The organism is Streptomyces sp. NPDC008137 (genome assembly GCF_042957035.1).
In the GTDB taxonomy this organism is placed as follows: domain Bacteria; phylum Actinomycetota; class Actinomycetes; order Streptomycetales; family Streptomycetaceae; genus Streptomyces.
Window position 1 is genome coordinate 1 of sequence record NZ_JBIBHN010000010.1, and the last position, 15,656, is coordinate 15,656.

Sequence of the window (15,656 nt, forward strand, 5' to 3'; positions counted from 1 at the left end):
AAGCCGAGCGTGGGGGAGTCGGCGACCGACGAGAACGCGGCAGATGTGCGTGCCAGGCCCCGCGTCTGCGGCGTGATCCAAACGACAGGCCCTAGACCGCCACGTACGTCACCGGCTCGCTCCCCGGTACCGCCTCCGCCCGGCCCAGCTTCACCAGGCGGCGCAGATGCGCCTCGGCCTCCGAGACCGCGATGTTCCGGGAGCCGTAAGGGATCTGCTCCCAGGGGCGGTTCCACTCCATGCGTTCGGCGAGCTGCCAGGGCGTGAGGGGCTCGGCGAGGAGGGCCCGCAGGGCGGTGAGGCGGGCCTCGTGATGGTCGAGCAGTGCGCGTACGCGGGCGGTGGCGTCGGGGAACGGGTGCTGGTGGGCCGGGAGCACCTCGGCGGGGGCGAGGCGGCCCACGCGTTCGAGGCTGTCGAGGTAGTCGCCGAGGGGGTCGGTCACGGTGGCGTCGTCGGGATCCTCGTAGAGGCCGATGTGCGGGGTGATCCCGGGCAGCAGGTGGTCGCCGGAGAACAGGCGGCCGTGGCCGGGCAGCCGGGCCGGGTGGTCCTCCTCCAGGTGCAGGCAGACATGGCCCGGTGTGTGGCCCGGGGTCCAGATCGCGCGCAGGCGGCGGCCTGCCAGGTCCAGGAGTTCGCCCGGGACGATGTCGCGGTCGGGCAGGGCGGGGGAGAGGCCGGGCAGGGCGCGGGGCCGGGGCGTGCGGAGCGGGGCGATGTGCTCCTCGGGCGCTCCGGCCGCGGTGAGCTTGGCCGTCATGTACGAGAACCAGCGCTCGGGACGGGCCTGGCGGGTCCGTCGTACGACCGCGGTGTCCGCCGCGTGCATCGCGATCCAGGCGCCCGACGCCTCGCGGACCCGGCCGGACAGGCCGTGGTGGTCAGGATGGTGGTGGGTGATGACCACGCCGTGGATCTCGGCCACCGAGGTGCCGCACGCCGTGAGGCCGGCCGCGAGGGTGTCCCAGGACTCCGCATCGTCCCAGCCGGTGTCGACGAGGACCGGGCCCCGGTCGGTGTCGACGACGTACACGAGCGTGTGGCCGAGGGGGTTGTCCGGGATGGGGACCCGCAGGGACCGGACGCCTCCGCCGTGGTCATGCACCACCGGTGTGGGTTCGCGGTCCTGGCTGCTTGTCATCTGCCCTCCTTCCCAAGGCCATTGCCCACTATAACGAGAACTGGTATCAGTTTCTGAAACACCGTCAGATATGAGGGCAGTCGGCCATGACCGGACTCGTGGAACACGGACAGCTGTTCATCGGCGGGGAGTTGACCGACCCCCTGGGCCAGGACGTCATCGAGGTGATCTCGCCGCACACGGAAGAGGTCATCGGGCGCGTCCCGCACGCCTCGACCGCGGATGTCGACCGGGCCGTGGGGGTGGCGCGGCGGGCGTTCGACGAGGGGCCCTGGCCGCGTATGAGCCTCGACGAGCGGATCGAGGTCGTGAGCCGGATCAAGGACGGGATCGTCGCCCGGCACGAGGAGATCGCCCGCGTGATCTCCGGCCAGAACGGCTCGCCGTACTCGTGGAGCGTCCTCGCCCAGGCCTTCGGCGCGGTGATGGTCTGGGACTCGGCGATCACCGTCGCGCGGAACTTCACCTATGAGGAGCGGCGCGACGGCGTGCTCGGCCGCATCCTCGTACGGCGCGAGCCGGTCGGGGTCGTGGCCGCCGTCGCGCCCTGGAACGTCCCCCAGTTCGTCGCCGCCGCCAAGCTCGCCCCCGCGCTGCTCACCGGCTGCACGGCCGTCCTCAAGCCCTCGCCCGAGTCGCCGCTCGACGCGTATCTGCTCGGCGAGATCGCCCGCGAGGCCGGGCTGCCCGAGGGCGTGCTGTCGATCCTGCCCGCCGACCGGGAGGTGAGCGAGTACCTGGTCGGGCACCCCGGCATCGACAAGGTCTCCTTCACCGGGTCGGTCGCGGCCGGGAAGCGCGTGATGGAGGTGGCCGCCCGCAACCTCACCCGGGTGACGCTCGAACTGGGCGGCAAGTCGGCCGCCGTCGTCCTGCCCGACGCGGACGTCGAGACGGCCGTCGCGGGCATCGCCCCCGCGGCCTGGATGAACAACGGCCAGGCCTGCGTCGCCCAGACCCGCGTCCTGCTCCCGCGCTCCCGCTACGACGAGTTCGCCGACGCCCTCGCCGCGGCGGCCGGCGCGCTCGTGGTCGGCGACCCGCTGGACCCCGCCACCCAGGTGGGCCCGCTCGTGGCCAGGCGGCAGCAGCAGCGCAACCTCGACTACATCCGCATCGGACAGGAGGAGGGCGCGAAGATCCTGACCGGCGGCGGGCGCCCGGCGGATCTGGACCGCGGCTGGTACGTCGAGCCGACCCTCTTCGGCGACGTCGACAACTCCATGCGCATCGCCCGTGAGGAGATCTTCGGCCCGGTCATCTGCCTGCTGCCCTACGGCGACGAGGCCGACGCCGTGAAGATCGCCAACGACTCCGACTACGGGCTGAGCGGCAGCGTCTGGACCGCGGACGTCGAGCGCGGCATCGACATCGCCCGGCAGGTCCGCACGGGCACGTACTCGGTCAACACCTTCAGCCTGGACATGCTGGGCCCGTTCGGCGGCTACAAGAACTCGGGCCTGGGGCGGGAGTTCGGGCCCGAGGGGTACGGGGAGTACCTGGAGCACAAGATGATCCATCTCCCGGCGGAAGCGTAGCGATGGGCGACCGCTGGCACGTCGAGGTCGACCGCTCCCTGTGCATCGGCAGCGCCCAGTGCGTCCACCACGCCCCGGACGGCTTCCGCCTGGACCCGGCCCGCCAGTCCCATCCGGTCGCCCCGGACACGGACGCGAACGAACGGGTGCTGGAGGCGGCGGAGAGCTGTCCGGTGGAGGCGATCGTGATCACGCTGGGGGGCGGCGGCGAGGCGGTGTTCCCCCCGGAGGAATAGCGCCCGAGAACGCTCGAAAAATCATGCTTCCGGGGGGTTCATTTCCGTTGGGGTGTTTTATTCTGGAAATCGGCCTACGAGGCGAGTGAGGGAGTCCGACCGGAGTAGCCGACAGTGGCAGGAAGCCAGGACGATCGGGTTTCCGCCGTTGCCGACTGCGACGGTAGGGCTGAGAGGCCGGAAGGACGCAAGGTCGACAGGCCGGGCGGCCGGAAGGCGACCCCCAGTACCTGATCCGGACCATGCCGGCGAAGGGAACCCGTCTCGTAGGTCCTACTTCTGCCCTTCCGGCCCCTGCCCCTCGGGTTTCGTCAGGGTGATCAGCCGGCACACCGTCTCGATGTCGATCCGCACCTGGGCGATCGAGGCGCGGCCCGACAGCCAGGTGATCAGCGCCGAGTGCCAGGTGTGCTCGATGACCCGGACCGCCGAGAGCTGCTCCGGGGTCGGGTCCTCGAGGCCCATCGCGTCCAGGATGATCGCCGTCGTCTGGCGCGAGACCTGGTCGACCTCCGGGCTGACGCTGCGGTCGGCGAAGGTGAGGGCCCGGACCATCGCGTCGGCCAGATGCGGTTCGCGCTGCAGGGCGCGGAAGGCCCGCATCAGCGTCTCCGCGACCCGCTCGGCCGCCGACTCGCCCTGCGGCGGCTTCTTCCGCAGGGTGCCGTGCATGTGCTCCAACTGGTCCTGCATCGTCGCGACCAGCAGATGGATCTTGGAGGGGAAATAGCGGTACAGGGTGCCGAGCGCCACCTGCGAGGACTCCGCGACCTCGCGCATCTGCACGGCGTCGAAACCGCCCCGGCTGGCCAGTTGCGCGCTCGCGTGCAGGATGCGGCGACGGCGGGCCTCCTGCCGCTCCGTGAGGGGCGGGGAGGCGGGGGCTGCGGCTCTGGCTTCCACCTTGGCCACTGTGTTCACCTTGGCTTCCGCGGGGCTGGGGTCCCCGTTCCGTGACGGTCCGTGAGGGCGAGTGATCAGACAGCATGGCACGGGGTCGGTCGTGGCGTGAATCACCTGATCCACTGCTCACAGCGCCGCTACCTGCCGGTAGATTCAGAGCCTCCGAACGATCAAGTCTGTAACTTGTTCTAGATTAGCGTCCCGGCGTAATCTCGCGGGACAGTGCAGGGAGAAGGGGGCCAGAGTGACCGCTGAGGCCAGGGAGGCCGGGCCCTCGGAGGACCCCGCCGCCGACGGCTTGCGACCGCTCCGCATCGCGCTCCTCACCTATAAAGGGAACCCGTTCTGCGGCGGCCAGGGTGTCTACGTCCGGCACCTCTCGCGAGAACTGTCCCGCCTCGGTCACCGCGTCGAGGTCATCGGTGCCCAGCCCTATCCCGTCCTCGACGAGGGATATGACGGCCAGCGCCTCACCGAGCTGCCCAGCCTGGACCTCTACCGTCAGCCGGACCCCTTCCGCACCCCGGGGCGCGACGAGTACCGCGACTGGGTCGACGCGCTCGAAGTGGCGACCATGTGGACCGGCGGCTTCCCCGAGCCCCTGACGTTCTCGCTGCGCGCCCGCCGCCATCTGCGGGCCCGCCGCGGCGAGTTCGACGTCGTCCACGACAACCAGACGCTCGGGTACGGGCTGCTGGGAGACGTCGGCGCGCCCCTGGTGACCACGATCCACCACCCCATCACCGTCGACCGGCAGTTGGAGCTGGACGCGGCGGACGGCTGGAAGCGGCGCCTGTCGGTGCGCCGCTGGTACGCCTTCACCCGCATGCAGAAGCGCGTCGCACGCCGTCTCCCCTCCGTCCTCACCGTCTCCGGCACGTCGCGGCAGGAGATCGTCGACCACCTCGGTGTCCGCCGGGACCGCGTCCACGTGGTCCACATAGGCGCCGACACCGACCTGTTCTCCCCGGACCCCTCGGTGCCCGTCGTGCCGGGCCGGATCGTCACGACGTCCAGCGCCGACGTGCCGCTGAAGGGCCTGGTCCACCTCGTCGAGGCGCTCGCCAAGGTGCGCACGGAGCACCCCGGCGCGCACCTCGTCGTCGTCGGCAAGCGGCCCACGGAGGGGCCCGTCGCCCAGGCGATGGAGCGGTACGGCCTCGCCGGCGCCGTCGACTTCGTCAAGGGCATCTCCGACGCGGAACTCGTCGACCTGGTGCGCTCGGCGCAGGTCGCGTGCGTGCCGTCGCTGTACGAGGGCTTCTCGCTGCCGGCCGCGGAGGCCATGGCGACGGGCACGCCCCTGCTCGCCACGACCGGCGGCGCCATACCCGAGGTCGCCGGCCGGGACGGGGAGACCTGCCTGGCGGTACCGCCCGGGGACGCGGGCGCCCTGGCCGCCGGACTGGGCCGGCTGCTGGGCGACGCCGAGCTGCGGGCACGGCTCGGCGCGGCCGGGCGCGAACGGGTGCTGCGGCACTTCACCTGGGCCAGGGCGGCGGAGGGGACGGTGGCCCGGTACCGCGAGGCGATCGCCAGGTCCGAGGGCGTCGGGGCGGTCCGCTCCGCTCCCTTGCCAGGTGCCGAGCGCGTGGCTGTCACGGATGTCGTGCCCACGGCCCCCGCAGCCGCGGCCCCCACAGATGTAGAAGGCGTCAACTCCGAAAGCAGGGCCACGTGCTGACCGTCGACTTCTCCCGGTTCCCGCTCGCGCCGGGCGACCGTGTCCTGGACCTCGGCTGCGGTGCCGGGCGGCACGCGTTCGAGTGCTACCGGCGCGGCGCGCAGGTCGTGGCGCTGGACCAGAACGCCGAGGAGATCCGCGAGGTCGCCAAGTGGTTCGCGGCGATGAAGGAGGCCGGCGAGGCCCCCGAGGGCGCCACCGCCACGGCCATGGAGGGCGACGCCCTGGCGCTGCCCTTCCCCGACGCGTCCTTCGACGTCGTCATCATCTCCGAGGTGATGGAGCACATACCGGACGACAAGGGCGTCCTCGCGGAGATGGTGCGGGTGCTCAAGCCCGGCGGCCGCATCGCCATCACGGTCCCGCGCTACGGCCCCGAGAAGGTCTGCTGGACCCTGTCCGACGCCTACCACGAGGTCGAGGGCGGCCACATCCGCATCTACAAGGCCGACGAACTCCTGGCGCGCGTCCGCGAAGCCGGCCTCAAGCCCTACGGCACCCACCACGCCCACGCGCTGCACTCGCCCTACTGGTGGCTGAAGTGCGCCTTCGGCGTCGACAACGACAAGGCGCTGCCGGTACGGGCGTACCACAAGCTCCTCGTCTGGGACATCATGAAGAAGCCGCTGGCCACCCGGGTCGCCGAGCAGGCCCTCAACCCGCTGATCGGCAAGAGCTTCGTGGCGTACGCGACCAAGCCCCATCTCCCCCGGGTGGACGCCAAGTGACGACCCCCCGGACAGAACACCTCGTCCTGCCCGGGGTCCTCACCGCAGGGCAGGCCGCCGCGACCGTCGCCGGCATCCTCGCCGTGCAGCGTGAGGACGGGGCGATCCCGTGGTTCCGGGGGCACCACCTCGACCCGTGGGACCACGTCGAGGCGGCCATGGCCCTCGACACGGCCGGCGAGCACGAGGCCGCCGAGCGGGCCTACCTGTGGCTGGCCCGGCACCAGAACGACGACGGCTCCTGGTACGCGGCCTACGCGGACGGAGAGGCCGGCGACGTCACCGACCGGGGCCGGGAGACCAACTTCGTCGCCTACATCGCCGTGGGCGTCTGGCACCACTACCTCTCCACCGGCGACGACACGTTCCTGGAGCGGATGTGGCCGGCGGTGTACGCGGCGGTGGAGTTCGTCCTCAGCCTGCAGCAGCCGGGCGGGCAGATCGGCTGGCGGCGCGACGACGACGGCACGGACACGGCCGATGCCCTGCTGACCGGCAGCTCCTCGATCCACCACGCCCTGCGCTGCGCGCTGGCCATCGCCCAGCAGCGGGAGGAGACGCAGCCGGACTGGGAGCTGGCGGCGGGTGCGCTGCGGCATGCCATACGCCGGCACCCGGAGCGGTTCCTCGACAAGAACCGGTACTCGATGGACTGGTACTACCCGGTGCTGGGCGGTGCGCTGACCGGGGCCGAGGCCAAGGCCCGTATCGAGGAGGACTGGGAGCGGTTCGTCGTCCCGGGACTTGGGGTGCGGTGCGTGGTGCCCAACCCGTGGGTGACGGGGGGTGAGTCGGCCGAACTCGCCCTCGCGCTCTGGGCGATGGGCGAGTCCGACCGGGCGCTGGAGGTGCTGCAGTCGATCCAGCATCTGCGGGATGCGGAGAGCGGCCTCTACTGGACCGGTTACGTGTTTGACGACGACGCGGTCTGGCCGCGGGAGTTGACCACGTGGACGGCGGGGTCGTTGTTGCTGGCCGTGGCCGCGTTGGGTGGGCATGAGGCCACGTGCCAGGTGTTCGGTGGGGATGAGTTGCCCAGTGGGCTGGATTCGGAGTGCTGCGCCTGAGAGCTCGGGGGGTTGTGCCTGGTTCGGGGGGCGCGGGTTGTGCGTGGCTGGTCGCGCCCACGCGGCGGAGCCGCAGGTCGACACAGCCCCGCGCCCCTGAGGACGAGCCCCGTAGGGCGTTTTTCAGTGCCGGTGTGCGCGATTGGCTATGGCGTGGCCCACGAACAGGTAGACCACCGCAGCCAGGCCGTAGCCGCAGACCACTCGGGCCCAGGCCTCGTCGAAGGTGAAGAGGTCGTGGGACCAGCCTGCGAGCCAGCGGGCCGCGTCGTGGATGAACTGGACGAAGCTGTTCGCCTGGTTGGCGTCCAGCAGGTACATCAGGATCCAGAGACCCAGGATGAGAGCCATGATGTCGGCCACGACCGCGACGATCGTGCCGGCCTGATTCGCACCGTTGCGATATCGAGGGGACATGTCATTCGGATTGCCCTTGAACTCGGGATGAAACCCGGGGATTCGCTCAGGCGTTCAACTCGGCGAGTACGCGCAGCGTGTGGCGGTCGGGGCTGAGCACCAGCAGGTCCGTCACCGGCCCCTCGCGCCACGACTCCAACCGCTCCGCGATCCGTTCGCGCGGACCGACCAGGGAGATCTCGTCGGCGAAGGCGTCGGGGACGGCGCGCACGGCCTCGTCCCGGCGGCCGGAGAGGAACAGGTCCTGGATGCGGCGGGCGTCTTCCTCGTAGCCCATGCGGGCCATCAGGTCGGCGTGGAAGTTGCGGGCCGCGTGTCCCATGCCGCCGATGTAGAAGCCGAGCATCATCTTGACGGGCAGCAGGCCCTCGGCGACGTCGTCGCAGACCCGGATCTGGGCCATCGGCGCGACCAGGAAACCCTCGGGCAGGTCGGCCAGGGCCGGGCCGTACACCTCCGGCCGGGAAGGCGACCAGTACAGCGGCAGCCAGCCGTCGGCGATCCGGGCCGTCTGGGCGACGTTCTTCGGCCCCTCCGCACCGAGCAGGACCGGCAGGTCGGCGCGGAGCGGGTGGGTGATCGGCTTGAGGGGTTTGCCGAGGCCGGTGGCGTCAGAGCCCCGATAGGGGTGGGAGTGGAAACGGCCCGCCAGTTCGACCGGCGCCTCGCGCCGCAGCACCTGCCGTACGACGTCGACGTACTCGCGGGTGGCGGTGAGCGGGGACTTCGGGAACGGGCGGCCGTACCAGCCCTCGACCACCTGCGGTCCGGACAGGCCCAGCCCCAGCATCATGCGGCCGCCGGAGAGATGATCGAGGGTGAGCGCCTGCATGGCGGTGGTGGTCGGCGGGCGGGCCGCCATCTGGGCGACCGCCGTGCCCAGCTTGACGGTGGAGGTGTGGGCGGCGATCCAGGCGAGCGGCGTGAACGCGTCCGAGCCCCAGGACTCCGCCGTCCACACGGAGTCGTAGCCCAGCCGTTCGGCCTCCTGCGCCAGAGGTATGTGGTCGGGGGAGGGGCCGCGGCCCCAGTAGCCGAGTGCGAGACCGAGCCGCATACCTGCCTCCTGACGGTGCGTCAGCCGACTGGGGCGACGACTGTACGGCAACGGCCCCCCGCCCGGAAGGGCGAGGGGCCGTGAAGGGGCCGTGGGCTCAGCCGCGCTGGATGCCCGAGGTGTCCTGGAGGACGCCGCGGCGGCCGTCCTGCGTCTGCGCGACCAGGGCAGGGCCGCGCTGCTCGACGGCCAGGTACCAGGTACCAGGGGCGAGTTCGGCGATCGGCGTCGGCGAACCGTCCTCCGCGAACAGCGGACGCGGCACCGGCACCGCGAACCAGAACGGCGAGAAGTCCCCGGCCGGGGCCTGCGGCGCCTGCGCCTGCTGTGGCTGGGGCTGACCGCCGAACGGCTGCCCCGGCTGCGGCTGGCCGGGCTGACCCGGCTGCCCGGGCTGCGGGTGACCGTAGCCGCCGGGCTGCTGGGCGCCCGGGTAGCCGTAGCCACCGGGGGGCTGGGCACCGTAGGGCTGCGGGGCGGCCGGGCGGGGAGCCGGGAGGAGGGCGCCCTTGAGGGCCGGGACGAGGGGGGTGGCGATCGCGGCGCCGGCCATGAGCAGCGTCGCGACGAGGGCGAGGATCAGGCCGATGCCGGGAGTCGGGAGGTTGTCGCCCGGGTTGTCACCGATGTTGTCGAAGCCGCCCGGCACGTCGACGATGTTGCCGAGCGCGCTCCATGCGGCGAACACCGTGAAAGCGGCACCGAACTGGCCGAGGTCGAGCCCGGCGACCTTCGGCACCTGCGGCAGGCCCCGGGCCACGACGACGAGCGCGGCGCCGATGATCCCGGCCAGCACGACGCTGAACACGACCGGGCCGCTGCCCCACAGCATGGGGAGGTCGACGCTGTCCGGGACATTGTCGAACGAGTACAGGTCGAGGAACGACGCGATGAAGAGCAACACCGCTGCTCCGAGCACCACGCCATCGCCTCGAGTGAGGGAGCGGATATTCACTTCAGGTCCTTCGTAGGTCGTCTCATCGTCGGTAGAGGCGTCGCTGTCACCATGTCGCCGTCAGGCCCCTGTGTGAAGCGCGGGGGTGGCCCCTCATCGTAGGGATGACACTATCGTCCGCCCTGTCAGGGTGTCCGCCGGGATCCGACCGTCGAGAGCTACCCGTGCAGGAAACTCACGATTCCCTCAGAGATCCCTTGCGCCGCTTTCTGCCTCCACGCGCCACTGGTCAGTGATGCCGCGTCCTTGCTATCGCGCATGTTGCCGCACTCGATGAACACCTTCGGAACCGTTGACAGATTGAGACCGCCGAGGTCCTTACGCGTGACGAGGCCGGAGCCGTCGCCGACGTAGTTGGACGGCGCGCTGCCGGTGACGGCGACGAAGCGGCCCGCGACGCGCTCGCCGAGGTCGCGGGAGGGGGCGACGATGGCGCGGGTGTCGGCGGAGCCGGCGTGGACCGCGCCGGGCAGGATGACGTGGAAGCCGCGGTTGCCGGTGCCCGAGCCGTCCGCGTGGATCGAGACCACGGCGTCGGCCTTCGCCTCGTTGCCGATCCGGGCCCGCTCGTCCACGCACGGGCCGTACGGCCGGTCGCCGTCCTGCGTCAGCTTCACCGCGGCGCCCTGCTCTTCGAGGAGCGCGCGCATCCGGTGCGCGACGTCCAGGGTGAACTCGGCCTCGGTGTAACCGTCGTTGGTGGACGTACCCGTGGTGTCGCACTCCTTCCAGTTCGTCCCGATGTTCACCTTGCGGTTGATCTCGGACGGGTGCTGGAAGTTCTCCGGGTTGTGCCCGGGGTCGATGACGACGACCTTGCCCTTGAGGGGGCCGGAGGCGGTGGGCGTGGGGTCGGCGTCCGGCTTCTTGCCGTCGTCGGTGGCCTCGGCCGTGGCGTCCTCGGTGGCCGGGCTCGACGCGGCGGGCGGGGAGGACCGTACGGTCGCCTGACCCGAGCCGCCGCCGTCCCCCGAGCCGCCCACGGTCTCGTACACGAGCCAGCCGAGCAACGCCCCCGGCACCAGCGCGGCGAGCGCGACGGTCAGGGGGCCGCGGCGGGGGCGGCGGGGCTGGGGTGGTTCGAAGTCCGGGCCTACGTACGACACGTCCCTCACCTTAGGGCCTGTCGTCCGGAACGGGTCGCAGACGCGGGGCCTGGCGCGCGCGTCCCCGCTCACGGCGTTGAAGAGGTACCGCCGGCTACCTGCAGCCTGATCCGGCCGACAGGCCCCACCGCCGCCCCGGGCCGGCCGCGTGCCGAGGACGGCCGGGTGGGTGGCGGCTACCGCTCGTTCCCGTCCGGGTCCTCGCGGCCCACCGCCTCCTTCACCTCCGCCTCGATCTCCTGGCGGGGTGTGTCCTCCTGTTTCGCGTACGCGGTCAGCGCCGCCTGGACGTCGCGGGCGAGGTCGCGCCAGGCACGCCAGGCGGTCTCCCACGTCGTGGTCTGCTGGTCGCTCCACTTGGTCTGGGTGGGCGGACCGTAGGCGTCCCGCAGCTTCCGCATACGGGCGTGCGCCTCGTCCGCCGCGCGCTGCTTCTCCACGAGCTCTGCGAATGCGATGGTGTGTGCCACGCGCCCGGATCCTTGGGCAGTGACCGTCCCCGACCGACGCGCCACGCCGCCCGTGGGCCGACCGGGAGAGCGCGCGGGCGGTGCGGTTCACCCGGCCAGCCGTTCTCCTAGACGCCCGGGCCGGTGCGCCGCAGCACGCGCAGGGAGTCCGTCGCCGAGACCTCGGTGAACGCGCCCGAGGCGAGGGCGCGCAGGTAGACGCGGTACGGGGCCTGGCCGGTGAACTCGTCCTGCGGGTCCGGGAAGACGTCGTGGATGACGAGCAGGCCGCCGTCGGCCACGTGCGGGGCCCAGCCCTCGTAGTCGGCGTTGGCGTGCTCGTCCGTGTGGCCGCCGTCGATGAAGACCAGGGCCAGGGGAGTGCGCCAGAACCCGGCGATCTGCGGGGAGCGGCCGACCAGGGCCACCACGTGGTCCTCCAGGCCCGCCTTGCGCAGTGTGCGGCGGAACGTGGGCAGGGTGTCCATCAGGCCGATCTCGGGGTCGACCGTCTCCGGGTCGTGGTACTCCCAGCCCGGCTGCTGCTCCTCGCTGCCGCGGTGGTGGTCGAGGGTGAGTGCGCTGACCCCGGCCGCGCGGGCCGCGTCGGCGAGCAGGATCGCGGAGCGCCCGCAGTAGGTGCCGACCTCCAGCAGCGGCAGCCCCAGCCGCCCGGCCTCCACCGCCGCCGCGTACAGGGCCAGCCCCTCGTCCACGGGCATGAACCCCTTCGCCGCCTCGAACGCGGCCAGGATTTCGGGCTCGGGGGCCGCGGGCATGGGGTTCCTCTCGGTCGTACGGGTGTCCGGGCGCCCATCGTGCCGTACCCCCGCCGCAGGAGCGACGGGGGGTACCGAGCAGTAACAGGATCAGGCGGGGACTGTCGCGCCCGGCAGCGGCAGGTCGAGGTCGACCGGGCGGTCGTCGCCCGTGTGGGTCGCGGACGAGGCGAGCGGGGCGTGGCCCGGGGCCCGGGCGGCCACGACGTAGGAGCCCTGGGAGGGGACGGTGAGCGCGTAGCTGCCGTCCTCGGCGGAGAGGGTCGCGCCTGCCTGGCGGCCCCGCCGGTCGATCAGCGTGACCTTGGCCCGGGCGACCGGGGCGCCGTCCGCGTTCAGGACCCGGCCGCGGAAGCCGCGCAGGACCGCTTCGGCGTGCTCCAGGTTGGCGTCCTCCTCGCTGCTGGCCCGCAGCTGCGGATGGTCGGCCGGGCGGCGGCCGGGCAGGAAGAGGGCCAGGACCAGGCCCACGGCGACCGCGGCGGTCGCGATCAGGAAGGAGACCCGGAAGCCGTGCATGGTCGGGATCGCGACGCCGCCGACATCGTTCGCGGTGTTGGCCAGCACCATGCCGATCACGGCGCTCGACACCGACGTGCCGATGGAACGCATCAGGGTGTTGAGGCCGTTCGCCGCACCCGTCTCCGAGGCCGGGACCGCGCCCACGATCAGCGCGGGCAGCGAGGAGTAGGCCAGTCCGATGCCCGCGCCCAGCAGCACCGAGATGACCAGGCTCTGCCAGGCGGCGCTCATCAGGCCGAGGCCGGCGCCGTAGCCGATGGCGATGATCAGCAGGCCGAGGATCAGGGTGACCTTGGGGCCGTACTTGGCGGACAGCCGGGCGTAGACGGGCGCCGTGAACATCATCGTCAGGCCGAGCGGAGCGACGAGCAGACCCGCGACGACCATCGACTGGCCGAGACCGTAGCCGGTGGACTCCGGCAGCTGGAGCAGCTGCGGCAGGACCAGGGAGACGACGTAGAAGGAGACGCCGACCATGATCGAGGCGAGGTTGGTGAAGAGGACGGCCGGGCGGGCCGTGGTGCGCAGGTCCACCAGGGGGGCCTTGACGCGCAGTTCCATCACGCCCCACAGGAGCAGGACGACCACGGCGGCGCCGAACAGGCCGAGCGTGGTGCCGGAGGTCCAGCCCCAGTCGCTGCCCTTGGTGATCGGCAGCAGGAACAGCACGAGACCGGCGGACAGGCCGAGCGCGCCCAGCAGGTCGAAGGAGCCCTCGGCGCGCATCGGGGACTCGGGTACGACGAGGAGGGTCAGGACGATGGAGAGCACACCGAGGCCCGCGGCGCCGTAGAAGAGGGCGTGCCAGTCGGCGTGCTGGGCGACCAGCGCGGCGGCGGGCAGGGCGAGGCCGCCGCCGACGCCTATGGAGGAGCTCATCAGGGCCATCGCCGAGCCGAGGCGTTCCCGGGGCAGCATGTCGCGCATCAGGCCGATGCCGAGCGGGATAGCGCCCATCGCGAAACCCTGGAGCGTACGGCCGGTGATCATGACCAGCAGATCGCTGGTGAGCGCGCTGAGCAGGGCGCCGGCCACCATGACGGCGAGGCTGAGGATCAGCATGCGCCGCTTGCCGTAGAGGTCGCCGAGGCGGCCCATGATCGGGGTGGCCACGGCACCCGAGAGAAGGGTCGAGGTCAGGACCCAGGTCGCGTTGCCGGGGTCGGTGTCCAGCAGTTGCGGCAGATCCTTGATCACCGGGACGAGCAGGGTCTGCATCACCGCGACAACGATGCCCGCGAAGGCGAGCACCGGGACCACGGACCCGCTCGCTCTGCCGGCGGGACGGTCTGTCGTCGTCTGCGTCATTGAGGGGGGCCTCCAGGCCGGGAAGGTGTGCGGGAGCCACAGGGACGGGCTGGGCGGTTACGTGGTGTCTGAACTTGTATGTGCAGGCAACTATTCCGTTGCTTCGGCACTCTAACGAATTCTTGACCTTCTCTTGGGGGAGGGGCCTTCTCCTGGGGGTGGGGTCCAGGTCTGCGGTCGCGAGCCCTAGGCCGAAATCCCGATGCCAGGAGCGTGGATTGGTTGAGAGCATGACACCCATGCTCCAAACCGCCGAAAGGACCCGCACTCCGCGCCGTACCGCGCCGCCCACCTGGCTTGTGGTGGCGCTCACCTGTGCCGGGCAGTTCCTCGTCGTGCTGGACGTGTCCGTCGTCAACGTGGCGCTGCCCTCGATGCGGACCGGGCTCGGGCTGAGCGGGCAGGGACTGCAGTGGGTGGTGAACGCCTACACCATCGCCTTCGCCGGGTTCATGCTGCTCGGCGGGCGGGCCGGGGACCTCTACGGCCGCAAGCGGATGTTCCTCGTCGGGCTCGGCGTGTTCACCCTGGCCTCGGTGGTGGGCGGACTGGCGCAGGAGGACTGGCAGTTGCTGGTCGCGCGGGCCGTGCAGGGGCTGGGCGCGGCGGTGCTGGCACCCGCGACGCTGACCATCCTCACGTCGTCGGTTCCGGAGGGCCCCGCGCGGGCTCGGGCCATAGGGACCTGGACGGCGGTCGGGGGCGCCGGCGGCGCGGCGGGCGGTCTGGCCGGCGGGCTCCTGGTGGAGGCGCTGAACTGGCGGTGGGTGCTGCTGATCAACGTGCCCGTGGGGGTGGTGGTGCTCTGCGCCGCCGCCTGGTTCCTCGTCGAGGGCCGGGCCGGGGACCGGCGGCGGCTCGACCTGCCGGGCGCGCTGCTTGCCACGACCGGGCTCGGCACGCTCGCCTACGGCATCTCCCAGACGGAGGCGGAGGGCTGGACGGCCGCGGCCACGCTGCTGCCACTGCTCGCCGGGCTCGTGCTGATCGCCCTGTTCCTCGCGGTCGAGGCCCGCACCGCGAGCCCGTTGATGCCGCTCGGGCTGTTGCGCCTGCGGTCGGTGGCGTCGGCGAACGTCTCGATGTTCCTGTGCGGCTTCGCGATGTTCTGCATGTGGTTCTTCATGACCCTGTACGCGCAGAACGTCCTGGGCTACACACCCCTGGAGGCCGGACTGGCCCTGGTCCCCAGCTCCCTGGCCGTCGTCCTCGGCTCCAAGCTCGCGCCCCGGCTGATGCGGGCGGCCGGGCCGCGCACGGTGGCGGTGCTGGGCACGCTGGTCGCCGTGGCCGGCTTCGCCTGGCAGTCCAGGATGACCGCCGAGGGCTCCTACGTGACGGCGATCCTGGTCCCCGGCGTCCTGATGATGCTCGGCGCGGGCCTCGCGTCGACCCCGCTCGCGGCCCTGGCCACCTCCGGCGCCGCCCCCGGTGAGGCCGGCCTGGTGTCCGGCCTCGTCAACACCTCCCGCACGATGGGCGGTTCACTGGGCCTGGCCGTCCTGTCCACCCTCGCGGCGGCCCGGACGGCGGGCAGCGCGACACCGGAGGCGCTGACGGAGGGGTACGCGCTGGCGTTCCGGGTGGGGACCGGGGTGCTGGTCGCGGGGGTGCTGCTGATGTGGGTCTGGCTGCCGAGGATGCCGCGGCAGCGGTAGGGCCGGCAGGGCCGGTAGGGCCACCGGACGTCTGCCGCCTGCCCGGCGCTGCGAATCAGCGCGGGTCGCGTTGTCCGGAATGGGGGCGCCGCGGCCCCTGGACGG

The 15,656-nt window shown here is 71.9% G+C and carries 15 protein-coding genes; 6 read left to right on the plus strand and 9 right to left on the minus strand.

Annotated features, from left to right (window positions below; translation table 11 throughout):
• Nucleotides 1-91: 91 nt before the first annotated feature.
• Nucleotides 92-1,144, minus strand: a complete 1,053-nt coding sequence (locus ACFZBT_RS18450; RefSeq protein ID WP_391104495.1) for an MBL fold metallo-hydrolase — start codon at nucleotides 1,142-1,144, stop codon at nucleotides 92-94.
• Nucleotides 1,145-1,230: 86 nt separating this feature from the next.
• Between ACFZBT_RS18450 and ACFZBT_RS18455 the strand changes: the two genes are divergently transcribed.
• Both ACFZBT_RS18455 and ACFZBT_RS18460 read left to right on the plus strand, forming a co-directional pair.
• On the plus strand, nucleotides 1,231-2,682 hold the full coding sequence (locus tag ACFZBT_RS18455) for an aldehyde dehydrogenase family protein (RefSeq protein WP_391104498.1): 1,452 nt from the start codon (nucleotides 1,231-1,233) through the stop codon (nucleotides 2,680-2,682).
• Nucleotides 2,683-2,684: 2 nt separating this feature from the next.
• Complete coding sequence (locus tag ACFZBT_RS18460) at nucleotides 2,685-2,918, plus strand: ferredoxin (RefSeq protein ID WP_184592076.1); 234 nt, start codon at nucleotides 2,685-2,687, stop codon at nucleotides 2,916-2,918.
• 273 nt (nucleotides 2,919-3,191) lie between these two features.
• Here ACFZBT_RS18460 and ACFZBT_RS18465 read toward each other — a convergent pair whose 3' ends face one another.
• Nucleotides 3,192-3,830, minus strand: a complete 639-nt coding sequence (locus ACFZBT_RS18465) for a TetR family transcriptional regulator (protein WP_391104501.1) — start codon at nucleotides 3,828-3,830, stop codon at nucleotides 3,192-3,194.
• A 235-nt stretch (nucleotides 3,831-4,065) separates the two neighbouring features.
• Here ACFZBT_RS18465 and ACFZBT_RS18470 point away from each other — a divergent pair, with 235 nt between their 5' ends.
• The 3 genes from ACFZBT_RS18470 to ACFZBT_RS18480 are packed head-to-tail and all read left to right on the plus strand — an operon-like array spanning nucleotide 4,066 to nucleotide 7,300.
• Entirely contained in the window at nucleotides 4,066-5,505 is a 1,440-nt protein-coding gene (locus ACFZBT_RS18470) for a glycosyltransferase (protein ID WP_391104503.1), read from the plus strand.
• The gene (locus tag ACFZBT_RS18475; RefSeq protein WP_391104505.1) at nucleotides 5,499-6,233 is read left to right on the plus strand and encodes a methyltransferase domain-containing protein; all 735 of its coding nucleotides are present in this window, start codon (nucleotides 5,499-5,501) and stop codon (nucleotides 6,231-6,233) included. Before ACFZBT_RS18470 ends, ACFZBT_RS18475 begins: the two co-directional genes overlap by 7 nt.
• Nucleotides 6,230-7,300, plus strand: a complete 1,071-nt coding sequence (locus ACFZBT_RS18480) for a prenyltransferase (protein WP_391104508.1) — start codon at nucleotides 6,230-6,232, stop codon at nucleotides 7,298-7,300. The genes ACFZBT_RS18475 and ACFZBT_RS18480 overlap by 4 nt, the downstream gene beginning before the upstream one ends.
• Nucleotides 7,301-7,423: 123 nt before the next feature.
• On the opposite strand, the gene ACFZBT_RS18485 is transcribed toward ACFZBT_RS18480, so the two are convergent.
• From ACFZBT_RS18485 to ACFZBT_RS18515, 7 genes are all read right to left on the minus strand, one after another.
• Nucleotides 7,424-7,717 carry a hypothetical protein gene (locus tag ACFZBT_RS18485; protein ID WP_003989869.1) on the minus strand — a complete coding sequence of 98 codons (294 nt, stop codon included), beginning with the start codon at nucleotides 7,715-7,717 and terminating at the stop codon, nucleotides 7,424-7,426.
• 46 nt (nucleotides 7,718-7,763) lie between these two features.
• Complete coding sequence (locus tag ACFZBT_RS18490) at nucleotides 7,764-8,774, minus strand: LLM class F420-dependent oxidoreductase (RefSeq protein ID WP_391104511.1); 1,011 nt, start codon at nucleotides 8,772-8,774, stop codon at nucleotides 7,764-7,766.
• Nucleotides 8,775-8,871: 97 nt separating this feature from the next.
• Nucleotides 8,872-9,729: a hypothetical protein gene (locus ACFZBT_RS18495; protein WP_391104513.1), complete on the minus strand. Its 858-nt coding sequence runs from the start codon at nucleotides 9,727-9,729 to the stop codon at nucleotides 8,872-8,874.
• Nucleotides 9,730-9,887: 158 nt separating this feature from the next.
• A complete protein-coding gene (locus tag ACFZBT_RS18500; protein WP_391104516.1) occupies nucleotides 9,888-10,835 on the minus strand; it encodes an N-acetylmuramoyl-L-alanine amidase in 948 nt (315 codons plus the stop codon).
• Nucleotides 10,836-11,011: 176 nt separating this feature from the next.
• Entirely contained in the window at nucleotides 11,012-11,305 is a 294-nt protein-coding gene (locus ACFZBT_RS18505; RefSeq protein ID WP_391104519.1) for a hypothetical protein, read from the minus strand.
• A 107-nt stretch (nucleotides 11,306-11,412) separates the two neighbouring features.
• The gene (locus tag ACFZBT_RS18510) at nucleotides 11,413-12,063 is read right to left on the minus strand and encodes a class I SAM-dependent methyltransferase (protein WP_391104522.1); all 651 of its coding nucleotides are present in this window, start codon (nucleotides 12,061-12,063) and stop codon (nucleotides 11,413-11,415) included.
• 90 nt (nucleotides 12,064-12,153) lie between these two features.
• Nucleotides 12,154-13,893, minus strand: a complete 1,740-nt coding sequence (locus ACFZBT_RS18515; protein WP_391104525.1) for an MFS transporter — start codon at nucleotides 13,891-13,893, stop codon at nucleotides 12,154-12,156.
• Between the two features lie 239 nt (nucleotides 13,894-14,132).
• Between ACFZBT_RS18515 and ACFZBT_RS18520 the strand changes: the two genes are divergently transcribed.
• Nucleotides 14,133-15,551 carry a DHA2 family efflux MFS transporter permease subunit gene (locus ACFZBT_RS18520; protein WP_391104527.1) on the plus strand — a complete coding sequence of 473 codons (1,419 nt, stop codon included), beginning with the start codon at nucleotides 14,133-14,135 and terminating at the stop codon, nucleotides 15,549-15,551.
• The last annotated feature ends 105 nt before the right edge of the window (nucleotides 15,552-15,656 follow it).

Excerpts from the sequence above, each read along its gene's own strand:
- ACFZBT_RS18450 (WP_391104495.1), bottom strand. The coding sequence starts at position 1,144 with ATGACAAGCAGCCAGGACCGCGAACCCACACCGGTGGTGCATGACCAC.
- ACFZBT_RS18455 (WP_391104498.1), top strand. The coding sequence starts at position 1,231 with ATGACCGGACTCGTGGAACACGGACAGCTGTTCATCGGCGGGGAGTTG.
- ACFZBT_RS18460 (WP_184592076.1), top strand. The coding sequence starts at position 2,685 with ATGGGCGACCGCTGGCACGTCGAGGTCGACCGCTCCCTGTGCATCGGC.
- ACFZBT_RS18485 (WP_003989869.1), bottom strand. The coding sequence starts at position 7,717 with ATGTCCCCTCGATATCGCAACGGTGCGAATCAGGCCGGCACGATCGTC.
- ACFZBT_RS18490 (WP_391104511.1), bottom strand. The coding sequence starts at position 8,774 with ATGCGGCTCGGTCTCGCACTCGGCTACTGGGGCCGCGGCCCCTCCCCC.
- ACFZBT_RS18510 (WP_391104522.1), bottom strand. The coding sequence starts at position 12,063 with ATGCCCGCGGCCCCCGAGCCCGAAATCCTGGCCGCGTTCGAGGCGGCG.
- ACFZBT_RS18515 (WP_391104525.1), bottom strand. The coding sequence starts at position 13,893 with ATGACGCAGACGACGACAGACCGTCCCGCCGGCAGAGCGAGCGGGTCC.
- ACFZBT_RS18520 (WP_391104527.1), top strand. The coding sequence starts at position 14,133 with ATGCTCCAAACCGCCGAAAGGACCCGCACTCCGCGCCGTACCGCGCCG.